Raw genomic sequence first — 14,164 nt, forward strand, 5'->3', positions numbered from 1 at the left:
ACCTGTAACGTTCCCTGCGTGGCGGAGTTCCATGCACGCAAACATCAAGTCCCCTTGCCAAGCGATGCAGGGCGTGGAAAATAGTGGCATGTCACAAAGCAAAGCAAAATCCCGTAAAGTCGAAATCACACCGGCCCGCCCGGTCGTGGTCAGCGCCAATAATGATGGTGACGGTTGTCAGGAATGCGATACTGCCGCACGCCTTGGACTTTCCACCGAACAGGGGGAAGCCGTAACGCGTGATGCGTCGCGCGCCACCGGTCATAACCTGTCGCTGCCCGATATCGAGGCAGCAGCGAAAATCTTTGCGCTTTTGGGGGATGCCGGGCGGTTGCAGCTTGTTCTGCGCTGCATGGAAAAACCGCAAACCGTTGGCGAACTGGCCGAGGCATCGGGCATGTCGCAGTCGCTTACCAGCCATCATCTGCGTCAGTTGCGCGATCAGCGCATTCTGGCCTCCGAGCGCAACGGGCGTCATATCTTCTATCAGATTGATGACGAACATATTTCCCGTGTTGTTCGAGATGTCTTTGCCCACGTCACACACGACTAAGCCACCCCCGCACTGATCTTTGCGGGCATTCCAGTCGCAGATCGACAATCGGGCGAATATGTTCGTCGAATGATCACCCGGCCTGCGTGGTTTTCACATTGCACTTGCGCAAAATTACCGTCATAAACGAATGGCTTGGTTTTTCCCGCTCTGCTCGGGGTTGGGAAACGAAGAGGGAATTTGGAAAGCCGTCTGTTTGACGGTCAAAGCCAAAGCCGCCCCCGCGACTGTATGCGACGAGTGCCCGCCATCATACCACTTGCGAAAGCAGGGAAGGTCGGCGACGCATGAAGACCCGCAAGCCAGGAGACCTGCCAGGCATGGACCCGAACCGACTGTCGGGTGTGACAGCAAAGGAGATTTCTATGACCACGCAGACCGCGGCATTTGCCGTTTCGAAAAAATCCGTTCTTCTGCCGATCCTTGCCTGTGCCGTTTTCGGCATGGCGATTGTCTTTGTGACCGGCCACGTTCAGGCGGACCTGCTTCATGACGCGGCACACGATGTGCGCCACGCGACCGGCTTTCCCTGCCACTAAGTCATGTTCACACGCATAGTAACCAGCGCGTTGTTCGCTGGTGCTGCAGCGGGGCTTATTGCGGCCCTGCTACAGCTGTATTTTGTGCAGCCCGTTTTGCTGCATGCGGAGCTGTATGAAACCGGTGCCCTTGTGCATTTCGGCGGTGACGCGGTTAGCGCGCATCAGGATGTCGGTGGGATTGATCCGCTGCGTGACGGGCTAAGCATCCTGTTCACCATGCTGGTCTATACCGGCTATGCACTGATCCTGATCGCGGCCATGGCCTTTGCCGAAAATCGTGGTCATGTGGTGACTGCGCGCAGTGGCATCATCTGGGGCATTGCAGGGTTTGTCATCGTGCATTTTGCGCCGGGCTTCACCTTGGCGCCAGAGGTGCCCGGTGTTGCTGCGGCCGATGTCTATGAACGGCAAATCTGGTGGTTTGCGACGGTGGCAACCGCGGCACTTGCGGTTTGGCTGATCGCCTTTGGCCGGAACTGGCTGGCGTGGGGGGCGGCGGTTGTTCTGCTTCTGGCGCCGCATGTTATCGGTGCGCCGGAACCCGATCAGTTCAGCGGTCCCGTGCCGACCGAACTCGGGGCGCTGTTTGCTGCGCGTGCCTTTGGTATCGGGGCGGTAGCCTGGGTGTTGACCGGGCTGTTTGCCGGGCATTTCTGGCGGCGTGAAGCCGACCGGGAAGCGTAAAACGCAATCACATTGATCAGGCGCGGTATATTCCGCGCCTGTTTTCTTTCATTGATTTGTCTGGATAAACGAAATGCCACGTTCACTTGCTCTTTTCGGGATCGGGCTTGTTTTTGGCGGCGGGATTGGCTTTCTGGTGGCGGCGGGCAATGGCATCACCCTTGATGGCCATGACCATTCCGATCCGCGCGCGCATGGGGAAAGTGCCCATGGTGATACGCATGACACGATGAATGTCAACGGTGCCCATGCCAGCCATGATGCCGTCATTTCACTGCCCGATGCCGTCGATGCGCCAAGCCTTGATGTTGCCATTGCGCCCGATCCGGTCAGTGGCTGGAACCTGCATCTCTTGGTGCAGAATTTCCGTTTTGCCCCCGAACATGCCAGCAGTCCCCATATCCCGGGCGAGGGGCATGCTCATGTCTATGTTAACGGCACCAAGATCGCCCGCCTGTATGGCCCGTGGCTTCATATCGCAGACCTTCCAGCGGGCGATAATGAGGTTATCGTGACCCTTACGGCCAATGACCATAGCCAGCTTGCCGTTGGCGATAAGCCACTGCGTCAGGTCATGACTGTTTCGGTTGCGCCATAATCACAGGGCCGGGATACGGGCCTTAAGGCAAAATCGAAGACGTCCGCAGCCGCGTGCGTCTTCGATCCATCCATCCGGGGCGTTCAGATATTCCCGGCAGGTGGCAATGATATCGTCAATATCACGATGTGCCGATAATCCGGCAAAAAGATAACTTGCCCGCCCGGTTCCCTGAAGTGCAACCGATGTCGGGTCGCTGCATGATCCCATGCAGTCAACCTGCGTGATTTCAAACGTTTCGGGCAATTCCGCCTGATCAAGTGCCGTGCCTAACTGCCGCACAAAACCATCCGCATCGACAAAATCCATCTTTGGGTCCGGATCAGCATCAGGTGCTGGTTGGCAGGTTTTGCAAATGACAATACGAGGCATGCGGCGGTTGGCCTTGGTTCTTAAATCGGGTGGTCACTATGGTCGCAGTGCCGGCGTAATTCATCAACTTTTTCGGGGCGTCTGGCATTGTGTGTGATAATATTCAAATCATGGTTTGAATGTTCTTGACTCGCTAACATATGAATTGTTATTTGAATATAATACATGAATATAAATTTGAATGTTGGCGAGGTCCAGAATGTCCGTCATCGTAAAATGGGATCAGTTCCCGGCCATTGGAAATTGTGAAAGCTGCAAGTCATCGCTGATTGCGTCGCTCAACGTTGCTGTGCCCGGGCAAAGCTTTGTTGCCGCCGCCGATGGCTTGCACGCGCAATCCGAACTGAGTGTCGAGGACCAGGGCACTGTTGATGATGTGCTGGCCCGTCATCGTGACGGCATTTCGCATCACCAGTGGGCCGTATCGGGCATGGATTGCGGGTCCTGTGTGGCGAAAATCGAAACCGCGCTTTCCAAACGTGATGGCGTGCAATGTGTAGATGTGTCGATGATGCGTGAAACGGTCACGTTGGGCCTTCGCAATGATAGTGCCGAAACGCGTTCCGATATCAGCACCATGCTGACCAAATTGGGTTATCCGGCAAAGGAAAAGGTAATTCCGGGGGCGGGGAAATCATCCGAAGCCGCTTGCTGCGCTGGCGGTTCCTGTGGTTCTGCCAATCCGGCTGCGACGGATAATGCCGCGTCGCAAGATACCGATGCCAATGACAAATCCCTGCTGCGCAAACTGGCCCCCTGGCCGGAAGCCGGGGACGAAATTGCATGGGCAGCGATCTGGCTGGTTCTAGGCGGATTGGTCGGCTGGCTGGTTCCGGCCACCGATGCTTATGCCATGTCCATTGCCTCGATCATCGCGGCATTGCCGGTGATGAGAACAGCGTTCCGTCTGGCGGCAAGCGGCGCATTCTTTTCCATCGAACTATTGATGAGTGTCGCGGTTCTTGGCGCGGTTGCAATCGGCGAAAGTCTTGAAGCCGGTATGGTCGTCCTGCTGTTTGCGATTGGCGAAAGCCTTGAAGGCATTGCCGCGGGGCGGGCGCGCAGCGGGGTTAAATCGCTGATGAAACTGGCCCCGGAGACCGCGCGGCGGGTTTCACCATCTGGTGGCGGCTTTGATACGGTTGCACCCTCGGCGCTTACGCTTGACGACATCGTTGAAGTCCGCCCCGGCGAACGCATCCCGGCGGATGGTATCCTGACTGTCGGCTCGGCTGAAATCGATAACAGCCACCTGACCGGGGAATCCGTTCCGGTTACCTCCGAACCGGGGGGCGAGGTTTTTGCCGGTGCCATTGTTACCGACCGACCGGTGCACCTGCGTGTGGCCCGGGTGGCCGGGCAAACCATGCTGGATCGCGTGATCGAGCTGGTCGAACAAAGCGAAAAGCACAAGGCACCGGTCGAGCGCTTCGTTGCCAAATTCGCTCGTATCTATACGCCAATCATCATGGCGCTTGCGGCCCTTACGGTCGTTGTTCCACCGGTTCTGTTCGGGCAAGGCTGGGAAGAATGGATCTATCGCGGGCTGGCCCTGCTTCTGATCGGCTGCCCCTGTGCCTTGGTGATCTCCACACCGGCGGCGGTGACATCGGCCCTTGCCCGTGCATCCAGGATCGGCCTGCTGGTCAAGGGTGGTGCAGCACTTGAGGCCATCGGGGCCGTACGCACCATGGCGTTTGATAAAACTGGCACGCTGACCGAAGGCAAGCCGAAGCTGACGGCAATGATGTCGGTGGATGATATGGACGAGGATCGGCTGCTTGCCATTGCCGCCGCCCTTGAAACCGTGACCTCCCACCCGCTGGCAAAGGCGGTGGTCAATGCGGCGACGGACAACAAACTTGATCTGCCGGAAATCACCGATGCGCGAACCATCGCCGGTGCCGGGGTCGAAGCCCGGATTGATGGCACGCTTTATCGTGTCGGGGCGGCCAAACGCCTTGATATCAAAACGGCTGCAAAAGTTGCCGACTGGCTAGCCGCACAGGAAGACGCCGGTAGCACGGCCGTTGTCGTCCTGCGTGATGGCGATGTCATTGGCGCGCTTGCGTTGCACGATACCGCACGCGCCGATGCAAAGGATGCACTTGGCAAACTGAACGCCTTGGGTATCAGTCCCGTGATGCTGACCGGCGATGCCGAACGTGTCGCCAAACGTATGGCTGGTGAACTTGGCATTGATTACCGGGCGCAGCTTCTGCCCGAAGACAAGCTGAACGTGCTGGCCGAATTGCGCAATGATCCGGCGCGAAAGGGGCCGATTGCCATGGTGGGTGACGGCATCAATGATGCCCCGGCGCTGAAATCGGCCGATGTTGGCATCGCAATTGGCGGGGGTACGGATATTGCGCTTGAGGCCGCCGATGCGGTGGCGGTCAAGGACCGGCTTTCGGATGTTGTCAATCTGGTGAAGCTGTCCCGCAGTACACGTCGCGTGATCCGCGAAAATATCGCGCTGGCACTGGGGCTCAAGGCTGTCTTTCTGGTCACCAGTATCACCGGTCTGACGGGACTTTGGCTTGCGGTGATGGCCGATACCGGCGCAACCGTTCTGGTGACGCTTAACAGTCTTCGTCTGCTGATCGCGCTGCGCAACCGCTGATCCCTCAGCCGGGCAAGCTACTCCAGAAAATTATCGAAAGTCGGCCGCTATTGCATCTCGTGATAGCGGCCGAATTCTTTTTTGCTACCTCGCGCGCTGCGACTCCCGATCTTCTCCGTGTTCTTGTTCACCGTTTCGCGCAGAAATACTCGGATAACGGCCTGCTCTGACGGGATGCACAGGTCATCACTTCCGTGAAAATCCGCTCATCAGACCGGCCGGGTGCCGAGGTCACTACATTTCGAAAGCCAAGGAAAACTGCGGGTTTCGCAAAAGCGAATTGACATGGCTAGATTTTGGTTTCAAGTTAAATCCGTAATAACGATATTAATTCCGGTATAACGGAATTAACCGGGACTCATCAAAAACGGTTGGCTCTTTTCATCAGCGGAGACAAACATGACCTTCTTAAAAACAATCGCAGTCGCGGCGCTTATGACCGCAACTGCCGGATCGGCCATTGCACAGGAAGCCAGCAAGCTTCAGCAGGTCCTTGATCGCGGTCACCTGATCTTGGGGACCGGCTCGACCAACCCGCCATGGCACTTCATTGACTCGGATAACAAGCTCAAGGGATTTGACGTTGATATGGGCCGCCTTGTCGCCAAGGCCCTGTTTGGCGATCCCGATAAAATCGAATATGTCCAGCAGTCCGGCGATGCCCGCATCCCGAACCTTGTGACCGACAAGGTCGATCTGGCCTGCCAGTTCATGACGGTAACCGCTGAACGCGCCCAGCAGATCGAATTCACGATCCCCTATTACCGTGAAGGCGTTGGTCTGTTGCAGATGGAAGGTGGCGACTACGCCGATTACGAGGCGCTCAAAGCTGCCGGATCGGACGTTACCGTTGCCGTTCTTCAGAACGTCTACGCCGAAGAAATGGTTCACGCTGCCCTGCCAGAGGCAGAAGTTGACCAGTATGACAGTGTGGATCTGATGTATCAGGCGCTTAATTCCGGGCGTGCGGATGCTGCCGCAACTGATCAGTCGGCATTGCGCTGGTTCATGGTCAAAAACCCGGGCCGTTACCATGACGCCGGATATGGCTGGAACCCGCAAAGCTATTCCTGTGGCGTGAAGCCGGGCGATCAGCGTTGGCTGAACTTTGTAAACACGGTTCTGCACGAAGGCATGACCGGTGTTGAATTCCCGTTCTACGCCGACAGCTTCAAAACCTGGTTCGGCACGGAACTGTCGGTGCCGCAGATCGGCTTCCCCGTCGAATACAAATAACCTAGCAGCATCCGGGAAGAACTGCTTTGAACTACGATTTCAATTTCAGCGTCATCTGGCGCAATTGGGAGCTGCTGGCGCAGGGCCTTGGCCTTGGCTTGTTCCTTGCCCTTGTTTCGATTGCGATTGGTTGCGGGATCGGACTTCTGGCGGCTTTCGGGATGCTGTCCCGTCACCGGGTTTTACGCTGGATCGCAGTGGCTTATGTCTCTGCGATCCGCAATACCCCGATCCTTGTCCTGATCCTGTTCTGTTATTTCGCATTACCCCAGCTTGGCATTGCACTCGACAAGATACCGTCCTTCATTTTTACCCTGTCGATCTATGCCGGTGCCTATCTGGCGGAAGTTTTCCGTTCGGGCCTTGTGGCCTTGCCCAAGGGCCTGCGTGAAGCCGGGCTTGCCATCGGTCTGACGGAACTGAAAATCAAAATCCACATCATCATTCCGGTGATGTTGCGCAATGTGTTGCCGTCGCTTTCGAACAATTTCATTTCGCTGTTCAAGGACACGTCGCTCGCAGCCGCCATCGCGGTTCCCGAACTGACGTTTTATGCGCGCAAGATCAATGTCGAAAGCTTCCGTGTGATTGAAACATGGATGGTTGCGTCACTGATTTATGTGGTGGCCTGCTATGTCATCGCGTGGTTCCTGCGCCAGCTTGAACAACGTCTTGCGGTTCCGCGCTGAAAGGCTTTCACATGAATTTTTCTCTTTTCCTGACCGAATTGTGGAATGCCCGCATGAACCTGCTGGCCGGGCTTGGCGATACGGTTCTCATTTCCGTCGCGTCTGTGCTGCTTGGAACGTTCCTTGGCGTTTTCGTCGGTCTGGCGATGACATATGGCAACAAGCCGACCCGGTTCGGGGTGCGCGTCTATATCGACTTCCTGCGCGGAACTCCGGTCTTCGTTCTGATCCTTGCCTGTTTTTATATTCTTTCGGTTGTCGGTCTGGATCTTAGTGCGTTTCAGGCCGGTGTACTTGCACTGACGATGTTCTGTTCGTCCCATGTCGGGGAAATTGTCCGTGGTGCGCTAAAGGCAATCCCGGCCGGGCAGACCGAAGCCGCCAAATCAATCGGGCTGACCTTCGGGCAGACCTTTGCTTATGTTCTGCTGCCCCAGGCCCTGCGCCAGATATTGCCAACCTGGGTCAATACCGCGACCGAAATCGTCAAGGCATCGACGCTGCTGTCGATCATTGGTGTGGTTGAATTGCTGCTGGCAACCCAGCAGGTCATTTCGCGGACCTATCTCAGCCTCGAATTCTATCTGTTCGTGGGTTTCGTCTATTTCATTCTGAACTTCCTGATCGAACAGGCCGGCCGTGCTGTCGAACGCCGCATCTCGATCCCATAATGAGGCAGCCATGTCCCCCATTCTGACAATTACCGATCTTCACAAAAGTTTTGGTGATCTCGAAGTCCTCAAGGGCATCGATATGACCATGCAAAAGGGCGATGTTGTTTCGCTGATCGGATCATCGGGTTCGGGCAAGACGACCCTGTTGCGCTGTGTGAACCTGCTTGAAGATTTTGAACGTGGTGCCATCGAACTGGATGGCGAAGCCATCGGTTACAAAAATGATGGTGGTGAACGCCGCCGTCTTTCCGAACGTCATATCGCGCGTCAACGTGCCATGACCGGTATGGCGTTTCAGCAATTCAACCTGTTCCCGCACATGACCGCCATTCGCAATGTCATGCTGGGTCTGACCAAAACCAAAAAAATGGCAAAGGACGAAGCCTATGCCATTGCCGAAAAATGGCTTGAACGGGTTGGCATGATTGAACGACGGGATCATTTCCCCGGTCAGTTGTCCGGGGGGCAGCAGCAGCGTGTTGCGATTGCGCGCGCGATTGCGATGAACCCGCGCATCATGTTGTTTGACGAGGTGACATCCGCTCTTGATCCGGAACTGGTCAAGGAAGTTCTGGCCGTTGTCCGCGATCTTGCCGATGACGGCATGACCATGCTGCTTGTCACCCATGAAATGCGCTTTGCCCGCGATGTTTCAAGCAAGGTCGTGTTCATGCATCACGGCCGTATCCACGAAGAAGGTCCCCCCGAACAGATTTTCGGCGCACCGGAAACAGACCGGTTGCGGGGCTTTCTTGCAAATTCTGAAATGTGATTGAAGACCAGGAGATATTGAATGACCATCAAAAGACACGGTGTCGGTGAAGCAAAAGGAAACGGTCAGAAGGCACTGCCTTTTGCAAAGGCCACGGAAGCCGATGGATGGCTTTACGTGTCCGGACAAACGCCGATGCGTGATGGCGAAGTTGTTGGAAACGGGATTGTCGAACAGTCCCGCATTGCTATCGAAAACATGCTGAAAATCGTTGAAGATGCCGGATATGCCGCAAGCGATATCATGCGCATCGGCGTCTGGCTTGATGATGCCCGCGATTTCTGGAGCTTCAACGGCGTCTTTCAGGAATATTTCGGTGACCATCCGCCTGCGCGCGCTTGCGTTCAGTCTTCAATGGTGGTGGATTGCAAGGTCGAGGTCGACTGCATTGCCTTTCGCAAGGCATAAGAACCTCTATCCAAAGAACTGATTGCCAGCGAAGAGGGGACTTATGAAAGAAGGGCAAATACGGAAACGGGCGCGCGGCATTGATCGGGCGTTTGATATTCTTGATCATTTGCGCTCTGTCAAAGTCTCGCAGCGGCCTGGCGAGATCGCCCAGGCGCTCGGCGCGCCGACCTCTACGATCTATGATCTGATCAGTGTTCTGCTGGAACACGGTATGCTCGAGGTCACCGATGCCAACGGATCGGTGTTCCTTGGGCGTCGTGTCTATTTCCTTGGGCTGGCCTATCGCGAATATTTCGATCTGACCCGCGAAGCAGGTGTGGTGCTGGATGAAATCACCGCCACGACCAAGGAAACATCGCAGTTCTGCATGCTGGACGGCAATAAATACACCGTCGCCCTTCAACGCGAAGGCAGCCGTCCGTTCCGCATCAGTGCAAATGTTGGCGAACGCACCCCGATCCCGTGGACGGCATCGGGTCGGCTGTTGCTGGGCCATTTTTCCGATGATGAAATCCGCGATCTGATTCCGGCAAACGATTTTGTTCTGCCCGATGGCAGCCATACCGATTTTGATGCCTATATCGCCGAAATCCGGCAGGCGGCAAAAGACGGGTTCTTTTCCTTTGATAGCATCGTTGACACCTTCACCCATTGCTTCGCCGCCCCGATCCGCGATCAGAACGGCGTCTGTGTTGCAACGGTATGTATTGTCGCGCCAAAGGATGATGCCCGCAAAAACTATGCGCAGTATCGCGACGCACTGAAATCCGCTGGCGATAAACTATCTCACAGCGTCTGATTACTTATCCGTCCGCACACAATATCTTTGCGTGGAAGAATGCCGGTTTCTTTGTGCTGAAAAGAGAAAGCGGCGGTTATCGTTTCCCGCATCGATAACCACCGCTGTTCCACCTTGAGAGGCCTGCGGGGAGAGAGACCCGCAGGTGAGAGACAAGCCTTTTGGGGACAAGTGCGAATGGGTTGCATTCGCGGGCTGTGTCGAGAGCCGTTATAGGTCAGGAAAAAATACTGCGCAAGTGAAAATCGTTCGCATTTGCATAAAATTTTTGGTTGAGAGTTTAACGGTGTTTCTATCCCGACTGAAACGGTTGGTTAATATCGCAGTTTCCCGCGGATTTCAGGCCGAAAATGCCAAAAAGGCCGCACGATCTGTGCGGCCTTTCAGGTCGGGTTAAATGACGATATCTAGATGGAAATACGCCGCAGATGATTGTCCCAATGAAGCGATTTAAGCGAATCGTCGGGTAATTCGACGCGTTTTCGGCGAATCGCATCCATGCGCCATCCGGTACCAAGGCCGCTGGTGCCAACGAACTGACCCGCAACATCTGTCGCGGCAAGCCCGCAGCCATCCGGGGCGGCGATATGGGTCAGGAAGCCCGATGTTTTGACATCCCAGAATGTGATCAACCCGCCGCGTGGGCAGGAAATGCCAAATACCTGTCCCGATGCGTCAAAGCGCACCGATCCGCAATATTGCCGCATGCGCAGCTGGACATTGTCCGGGGCCTCGATCGGGCGGATTTCGCTACCCGGCTGCCACAACCCGACCAGCGGCACCTGATCGGTCAGTTCCCCCTGATACTGGAAGCCCGCCGCAATTGTCCCATTGGATGCGACATCAAGATGGCGGATGGATAATTGATGCCAGTCGGCTTTAAGTGCCGCCTGATGGATCAGCTTGCCGGTATGCCGATCAATGATCGACAGGTTCGGTTCCATACTGTCGATATTAAGGGCTGTGCGTCCGTCAAAGTCCGGATGGGTGTGCAAGCCACCATTGGCGATCACAAGGCTTTCACCGTCCGGCATCAGGTGCAATTCGTGCGGGCCGGTGCCAAAACTGTCAAATTCGGCAATGCGGCGATACCCGTCTTCTGCATCCCAGACGGAAACAACCCCGCGGGCATGGTTGAAATCATTCTCGGTGATATAAAGGAACCGGCCATCATTGGAATAAACCGCGTGGCCATAAAACCGGCGGTCTTCCGGGCAATGCAGTTTGGCGCGGACCTCGCCGCTATGGCGATCAAGGATCAGGCCATAAAGACCCGGCCTGCGTTCAACCGCCGCCACATCGACATGGCCGGGACGCAGGCCAAGGTCGTGACCCCGGCCGGGCAGGGCCTGTTCAAAAAGGATTTTGCCGTTGGCGTTGAACGCGCTGACGTAAAAGTCATCATGATCCCCGGCACTGGCGGAAATATAATGTGCCCGGTCTTCCATCGCGGGGGCGCTTGCCGCACACCCAATGCCAACCGGCAACAGGGTAAAGGCCCCGCCAACACCCATGAGTTTCAAAAAATCGCGTCGTTGATGTTTCACTTTTTGAACTCCTGTTCGCCTAGTCGCCATCAAGCGCGTTAAAACCGCCGCCCAATTGCGTCGTACCGCCAACGTCGCCCTCAACCAGCGTATTCACAAAACTGACCTGATCGGCGAAATCTGATAGTTTCTGATAGCCATCGGGCTGATCAAGCAGCTCGACAATCGAGGCAGGCAACTGATCAAGTCCGTCTGACATGGTCTGCCAGTTCAGCCGGAAGGATCGATCCAGAAGGCTGCTATCAATCAGGGCCGAAAGGCCTTTGCCTTCTTCGCCGGTATCGCCCCACTTGCCGTCATAAATCGCAAACAGCCCGGTCAGGTTATGTTCGATATTGCGCAGGGATCGTTCGGAAGTCGGGCTTTCGGCGCGGTTGGCTTTGCCATCCTTCGGTCCGTCGCCAAGCGGTCGGCCAAGTTTCTGACTGACAATGATCAGAAGTCCTTCGTGAAGCGCACGATAAAGGTCGGTCGCGGCAAATTTGGCATCCGGGTAATCCATGCTGTCAGGACCGGCTTCGATCATGCCTTGGGCAAATGCCGGCCATTCATCAACCAGTTCACCGGCCATGCGTGCCAGATTGGCGCCGACGGCCCCGCCATACCCACACAGGAATACGCCATCCTCGTCATCGTCCAGAAGCTTGGGTGACAGCTTATCGTCAAACAGGACCTGCTCAAGCGCAGGAAAACCCTGCAAGGCGGCACTGGTATCAGCGATTTTTTCCCGGTCGGTATAGATCGCGGGCTTGTCAAACATCAGTTTGCGGAACTGCCTTGTCGCCGTACCATGTTTGTCAGGCCAGTATTCGATATGCTGATCACGGCCATTGGCAATCAGCGGTCCCATGCGCCACGGCTGCACTTCCTGCCAGATATCCATGGCTGCGTGGAAATCTTCGCGCACCTCGTCCAAGCCATCCTGATCGGGCTCGGCACAGAAATCATTCATTTCATCGGACAGGTTTGTTGTGGCGTCATGCAGCGCATCAAGCTTGGGCGGCATGACCTCACCCAGAAGATGTTCAAGCACCGGGCGGTAATTTTCATCGGGGATATCGGCGCGCGCGCCGGGCGGTGCCAGTCCCACCATCAGCAAGGCAGATACCCCCAAAAGGGCGGCTTTGCGAGTGCGAAACAGGAAAGGCATGATATCCCCCGAACAGTAAGGCTTTTATAAAATAACGCTTATAAAGAATTCAAAAACGCGATCAACTTGCTGCGATCCGATGATGGCAAGAATGTGACGGCGTCACGCGCGGGTTTTGCCTCTCCCCCGTGCCACAATATTGCTTCCAGAATGTTGCGCGCCCGCCCGTCATGCAGGTATCCGGCACGTGGATCAATTTCCTTCGCGCGGCCCAATCCCCAAAGGGGCGGGGTGCGCCATTCCGTTCCGCTGGCCTCGGCTTCAGGCCGGTTGTCGGCAAGCCCGGCACCCATATCGTGCAATAACAGGTCGCTATACGGCCAGATCACTTGCCCGGATTGTTCCGCCAGATCAGTCCGTTCGGGCAATTGATAGCTTGGCGTGTGGCAGGCTCCGCAACCGATTGAATTGAAAATCTCACGCCCTGCGATCACCTCCGGATCGGATACGTTTTGTCGCATCGGCGGGGCTATGTTACGGGTGTAATAAAGCACAAGGTCGGTGATCTGCCCGTGCGCTTCCAGATTGTCAAATTCCGGATCATTACCATCCGGCGCACCACGGCACAGTGTCTGGGCTTCGGTGCAGTCACCGTATCCGTTGGGATATTGTGGGGTTGAAAGGCCGATATCGAACTGGAATGCATTCTGGTTCTGCTGATCAAGGCTTGGCATTCCGGCCTTCCAGCCAAACCGCCCGATGGCAAGCTCATCCTTTGCAATATCCCAAACCCGGTTGACCCGGCCCGATATGCCATCGTCGTCATGATCTTCCGGATCAGCGCTCGCAAGCAGTACTTCATCGGGAATGGCTTCCAGAAGCCCAAGCCCGATCATTGGCGGGGCAATGCGCGGTGAAATCATCACATCGTCGTGCAATGGCCCATAAGCCAGATCGCGCATGCCATAGGTCGGATGGCGCAATTCGACTTTGGTGCCATCGGCTAGTTCGACGGTTTGCATGTCATAACTGACGGTGACCTTGCCTTCGGCTTGAACGGTCGGGATCGAAAAATCCTGAAACTGGCCGCCATAAACCGGATCGGGCAGGGTGGATGCATGGCCTGACGCCAGTAATTCCCGATCCGCATCATTTTGTGGCGGGATCGACAGGCGCAACAACATCGACGTCGCCCCGGCAGACGGATCATCTTCATCAACCGGATGGCCGCGGCCATTTCTGATATGGCACCCGTTGCAGGCCCGTGAATTAAACAGCGGCCCCAAACCGTCTGCTGCCTTGGTGCGCGTTGGGGCGGTTACCCAAAGCCTTTGAAAAAGGGCCTCGCCAAGCTTGAAATCAAGCCGCTTTTCAAAGGTCATATTGGCCGAATGATGGGTGAATGCCATTCGTCCGGTTTTCTTTTGCCAGGTGGTCGCCCCGCCCGGCAGGGCATCGGCGGGTATGGTTTCATCGGCAAATGCCGGTGTCATTGCCCCAAAAACAAGGGCGGTCGCGATCATGAAACGGGAAAGGCGCATGGCGGGAAACTGCATGGAATTCTTCTAATCGTA

General features: G+C 55.9%; 15 protein-coding genes and 1 riboswitch. Of the genes, 11 read left to right on the forward strand and 4 right to left on the reverse strand.

All coding sequences use genetic code 11. The annotated features are described in order from the left end of the window. Positions 1 to 88: 88 nt before the first annotated feature. The 4 genes from P8T57_RS15030 to P8T57_RS15045 all read left to right on the forward strand — a co-directional run bounded on the left by P8T57_RS15030 (position 89) and on the right by P8T57_RS15045 (position 2,377). On the forward strand, positions 89 to 553 hold the full coding sequence (locus P8T57_RS15030) for a metalloregulator ArsR/SmtB family transcription factor (protein ID WP_341363570.1): 465 nt from the start codon (positions 89 to 91) through the stop codon (positions 551 to 553). 119 nt (positions 554 to 672) lie between these two features. Continuing rightward, positions 673 to 887, forward strand: a riboswitch (cobalamin riboswitch). Positions 888 to 918: 31 nt separating this feature from the next. After that, the gene (locus P8T57_RS15035; protein WP_007090806.1) at positions 919 to 1,092 is read left to right on the forward strand and encodes a CbtB domain-containing protein; all 174 of its coding nucleotides are present in this window, start codon (positions 919 to 921) and stop codon (positions 1,090 to 1,092) included. A 3-nt stretch (positions 1,093 to 1,095) separates the two neighbouring features. Further along, complete coding sequence (locus P8T57_RS15040; protein WP_114094945.1) at positions 1,096 to 1,779, forward strand: CbtA family protein; 684 nt, start codon at positions 1,096 to 1,098, stop codon at positions 1,777 to 1,779. Positions 1,780 to 1,852: 73 nt separating this feature from the next. Next, a complete protein-coding gene (locus tag P8T57_RS15045) occupies positions 1,853 to 2,377 on the forward strand; it encodes a hypothetical protein (protein ID WP_341363571.1) in 525 nt (174 codons plus the stop codon). Here the strand turns inward: P8T57_RS15045 and P8T57_RS15050 are convergent, their stop codons facing one another. Further along, positions 2,378 to 2,749 (reverse strand): DUF1636 domain-containing protein, encoded by a 372-nt coding sequence (locus P8T57_RS15050; protein ID WP_076519564.1) that lies wholly within the window; start codon positions 2,747 to 2,749, stop codon positions 2,378 to 2,380. A gap of 199 nt (positions 2,750 to 2,948) precedes the next feature. On the opposite strand from P8T57_RS15050, the gene P8T57_RS15055 reads away from it, so the two are divergent. The 7 genes from P8T57_RS15055 to P8T57_RS15085 all read left to right on the forward strand — a co-directional run bounded on the left by P8T57_RS15055 (position 2,949) and on the right by P8T57_RS15085 (position 9,953). Beyond that, positions 2,949 to 5,372 (forward strand): heavy metal translocating P-type ATPase, encoded by a 2,424-nt coding sequence (locus tag P8T57_RS15055; protein ID WP_341363572.1) that lies wholly within the window; start codon positions 2,949 to 2,951, stop codon positions 5,370 to 5,372. Between the two features lie 399 nt (positions 5,373 to 5,771). Next, positions 5,772 to 6,608 (forward strand): transporter substrate-binding domain-containing protein, encoded by an 837-nt coding sequence (locus P8T57_RS15060; RefSeq protein WP_071240363.1) that lies wholly within the window; start codon positions 5,772 to 5,774, stop codon positions 6,606 to 6,608. 26 nt (positions 6,609 to 6,634) lie between these two features. Further along, positions 6,635 to 7,297: an amino acid ABC transporter permease gene (locus P8T57_RS15065; RefSeq protein WP_007090812.1), complete on the forward strand. Its 663-nt coding sequence runs from the start codon at positions 6,635 to 6,637 to the stop codon at positions 7,295 to 7,297. Between the two features lie 11 nt (positions 7,298 to 7,308). Continuing rightward, complete coding sequence (locus P8T57_RS15070) at positions 7,309 to 7,968, forward strand: amino acid ABC transporter permease (protein WP_037992383.1); 660 nt, start codon at positions 7,309 to 7,311, stop codon at positions 7,966 to 7,968. A 10-nt stretch (positions 7,969 to 7,978) separates the two neighbouring features. Further along, complete coding sequence (locus P8T57_RS15075; RefSeq protein ID WP_341363573.1) at positions 7,979 to 8,743, forward strand: amino acid ABC transporter ATP-binding protein; 765 nt, start codon at positions 7,979 to 7,981, stop codon at positions 8,741 to 8,743. A gap of 21 nt (positions 8,744 to 8,764) precedes the next feature. Beyond that, positions 8,765 to 9,151 (forward strand): RidA family protein, encoded by a 387-nt coding sequence (locus P8T57_RS15080; RefSeq protein ID WP_341363574.1) that lies wholly within the window; start codon positions 8,765 to 8,767, stop codon positions 9,149 to 9,151. 43 nt (positions 9,152 to 9,194) lie between these two features. Next, a complete protein-coding gene (locus P8T57_RS15085; RefSeq protein ID WP_341363575.1) occupies positions 9,195 to 9,953 on the forward strand; it encodes an IclR family transcriptional regulator in 759 nt (252 codons plus the stop codon). 407 nt (positions 9,954 to 10,360) lie between these two features. Here the strand turns inward: P8T57_RS15085 and P8T57_RS15090 are convergent, their stop codons facing one another. Genes P8T57_RS15090 through P8T57_RS15100 form a run of 3 tightly spaced genes read right to left on the reverse strand, consistent with a single transcriptional unit; the run spans position 10,361 to position 14,146 of the window. Further along, positions 10,361 to 11,500: a DUF1513 domain-containing protein gene (locus P8T57_RS15090; protein ID WP_341363576.1), complete on the reverse strand. Its 1,140-nt coding sequence runs from the start codon at positions 11,498 to 11,500 to the stop codon at positions 10,361 to 10,363. Between the two features lie 19 nt (positions 11,501 to 11,519). Then, positions 11,520 to 12,650 carry an imelysin family protein gene (locus tag P8T57_RS15095; protein WP_071240367.1) on the reverse strand — a complete coding sequence of 377 codons (1,131 nt, stop codon included), beginning with the start codon at positions 12,648 to 12,650 and terminating at the stop codon, positions 11,520 to 11,522. Positions 12,651 to 12,688: 38 nt separating this feature from the next. Continuing rightward, complete coding sequence (locus P8T57_RS15100; RefSeq protein ID WP_071240368.1) at positions 12,689 to 14,146, reverse strand: di-heme oxidoredictase family protein; 1,458 nt, start codon at positions 14,144 to 14,146, stop codon at positions 12,689 to 12,691. Positions 14,147 to 14,164 lie beyond the last annotated feature (18 nt).

The sequence above is a fragment of the Thalassospira sp. SN3W genome (genome assembly GCF_038070535.1).
Lineage (GTDB): Bacteria > Pseudomonadota > Alphaproteobacteria > Rhodospirillales > Thalassospiraceae > Thalassospira > Thalassospira xiamenensis.

Excerpts from the sequence above, each read along its gene's own strand:
- P8T57_RS15030 (WP_341363570.1), top strand. The coding sequence starts at position 89 with ATGTCACAAAGCAAAGCAAAATCCCGTAAAGTCGAAATCACACCGGCC.
- P8T57_RS15035 (WP_007090806.1), top strand. The coding sequence starts at position 919 with ATGACCACGCAGACCGCGGCATTTGCCGTTTCGAAAAAATCCGTTCTT.
- P8T57_RS15040 (WP_114094945.1), top strand. The coding sequence starts at position 1,096 with ATGTTCACACGCATAGTAACCAGCGCGTTGTTCGCTGGTGCTGCAGCG.
- P8T57_RS15045 (WP_341363571.1), top strand. The coding sequence starts at position 1,853 with ATGCCACGTTCACTTGCTCTTTTCGGGATCGGGCTTGTTTTTGGCGGC.
- P8T57_RS15050 (WP_076519564.1), bottom strand. The coding sequence starts at position 2,749 with ATGCCTCGTATTGTCATTTGCAAAACCTGCCAACCAGCACCTGATGCT.
- P8T57_RS15055 (WP_341363572.1), top strand. The coding sequence starts at position 2,949 with ATGTCCGTCATCGTAAAATGGGATCAGTTCCCGGCCATTGGAAATTGT.
- P8T57_RS15060 (WP_071240363.1), top strand. The coding sequence starts at position 5,772 with ATGACCTTCTTAAAAACAATCGCAGTCGCGGCGCTTATGACCGCAACT.
- P8T57_RS15070 (WP_037992383.1), top strand. The coding sequence starts at position 7,309 with ATGAATTTTTCTCTTTTCCTGACCGAATTGTGGAATGCCCGCATGAAC.
- P8T57_RS15075 (WP_341363573.1), top strand. The coding sequence starts at position 7,979 with ATGTCCCCCATTCTGACAATTACCGATCTTCACAAAAGTTTTGGTGAT.
- P8T57_RS15080 (WP_341363574.1), top strand. The coding sequence starts at position 8,765 with ATGACCATCAAAAGACACGGTGTCGGTGAAGCAAAAGGAAACGGTCAG.
- P8T57_RS15085 (WP_341363575.1), top strand. The coding sequence starts at position 9,195 with ATGAAAGAAGGGCAAATACGGAAACGGGCGCGCGGCATTGATCGGGCG.
- P8T57_RS15095 (WP_071240367.1), bottom strand. The coding sequence starts at position 12,650 with ATGCCTTTCCTGTTTCGCACTCGCAAAGCCGCCCTTTTGGGGGTATCT.
- P8T57_RS15100 (WP_071240368.1), bottom strand. The coding sequence starts at position 14,146 with ATGCAGTTTCCCGCCATGCGCCTTTCCCGTTTCATGATCGCGACCGCC.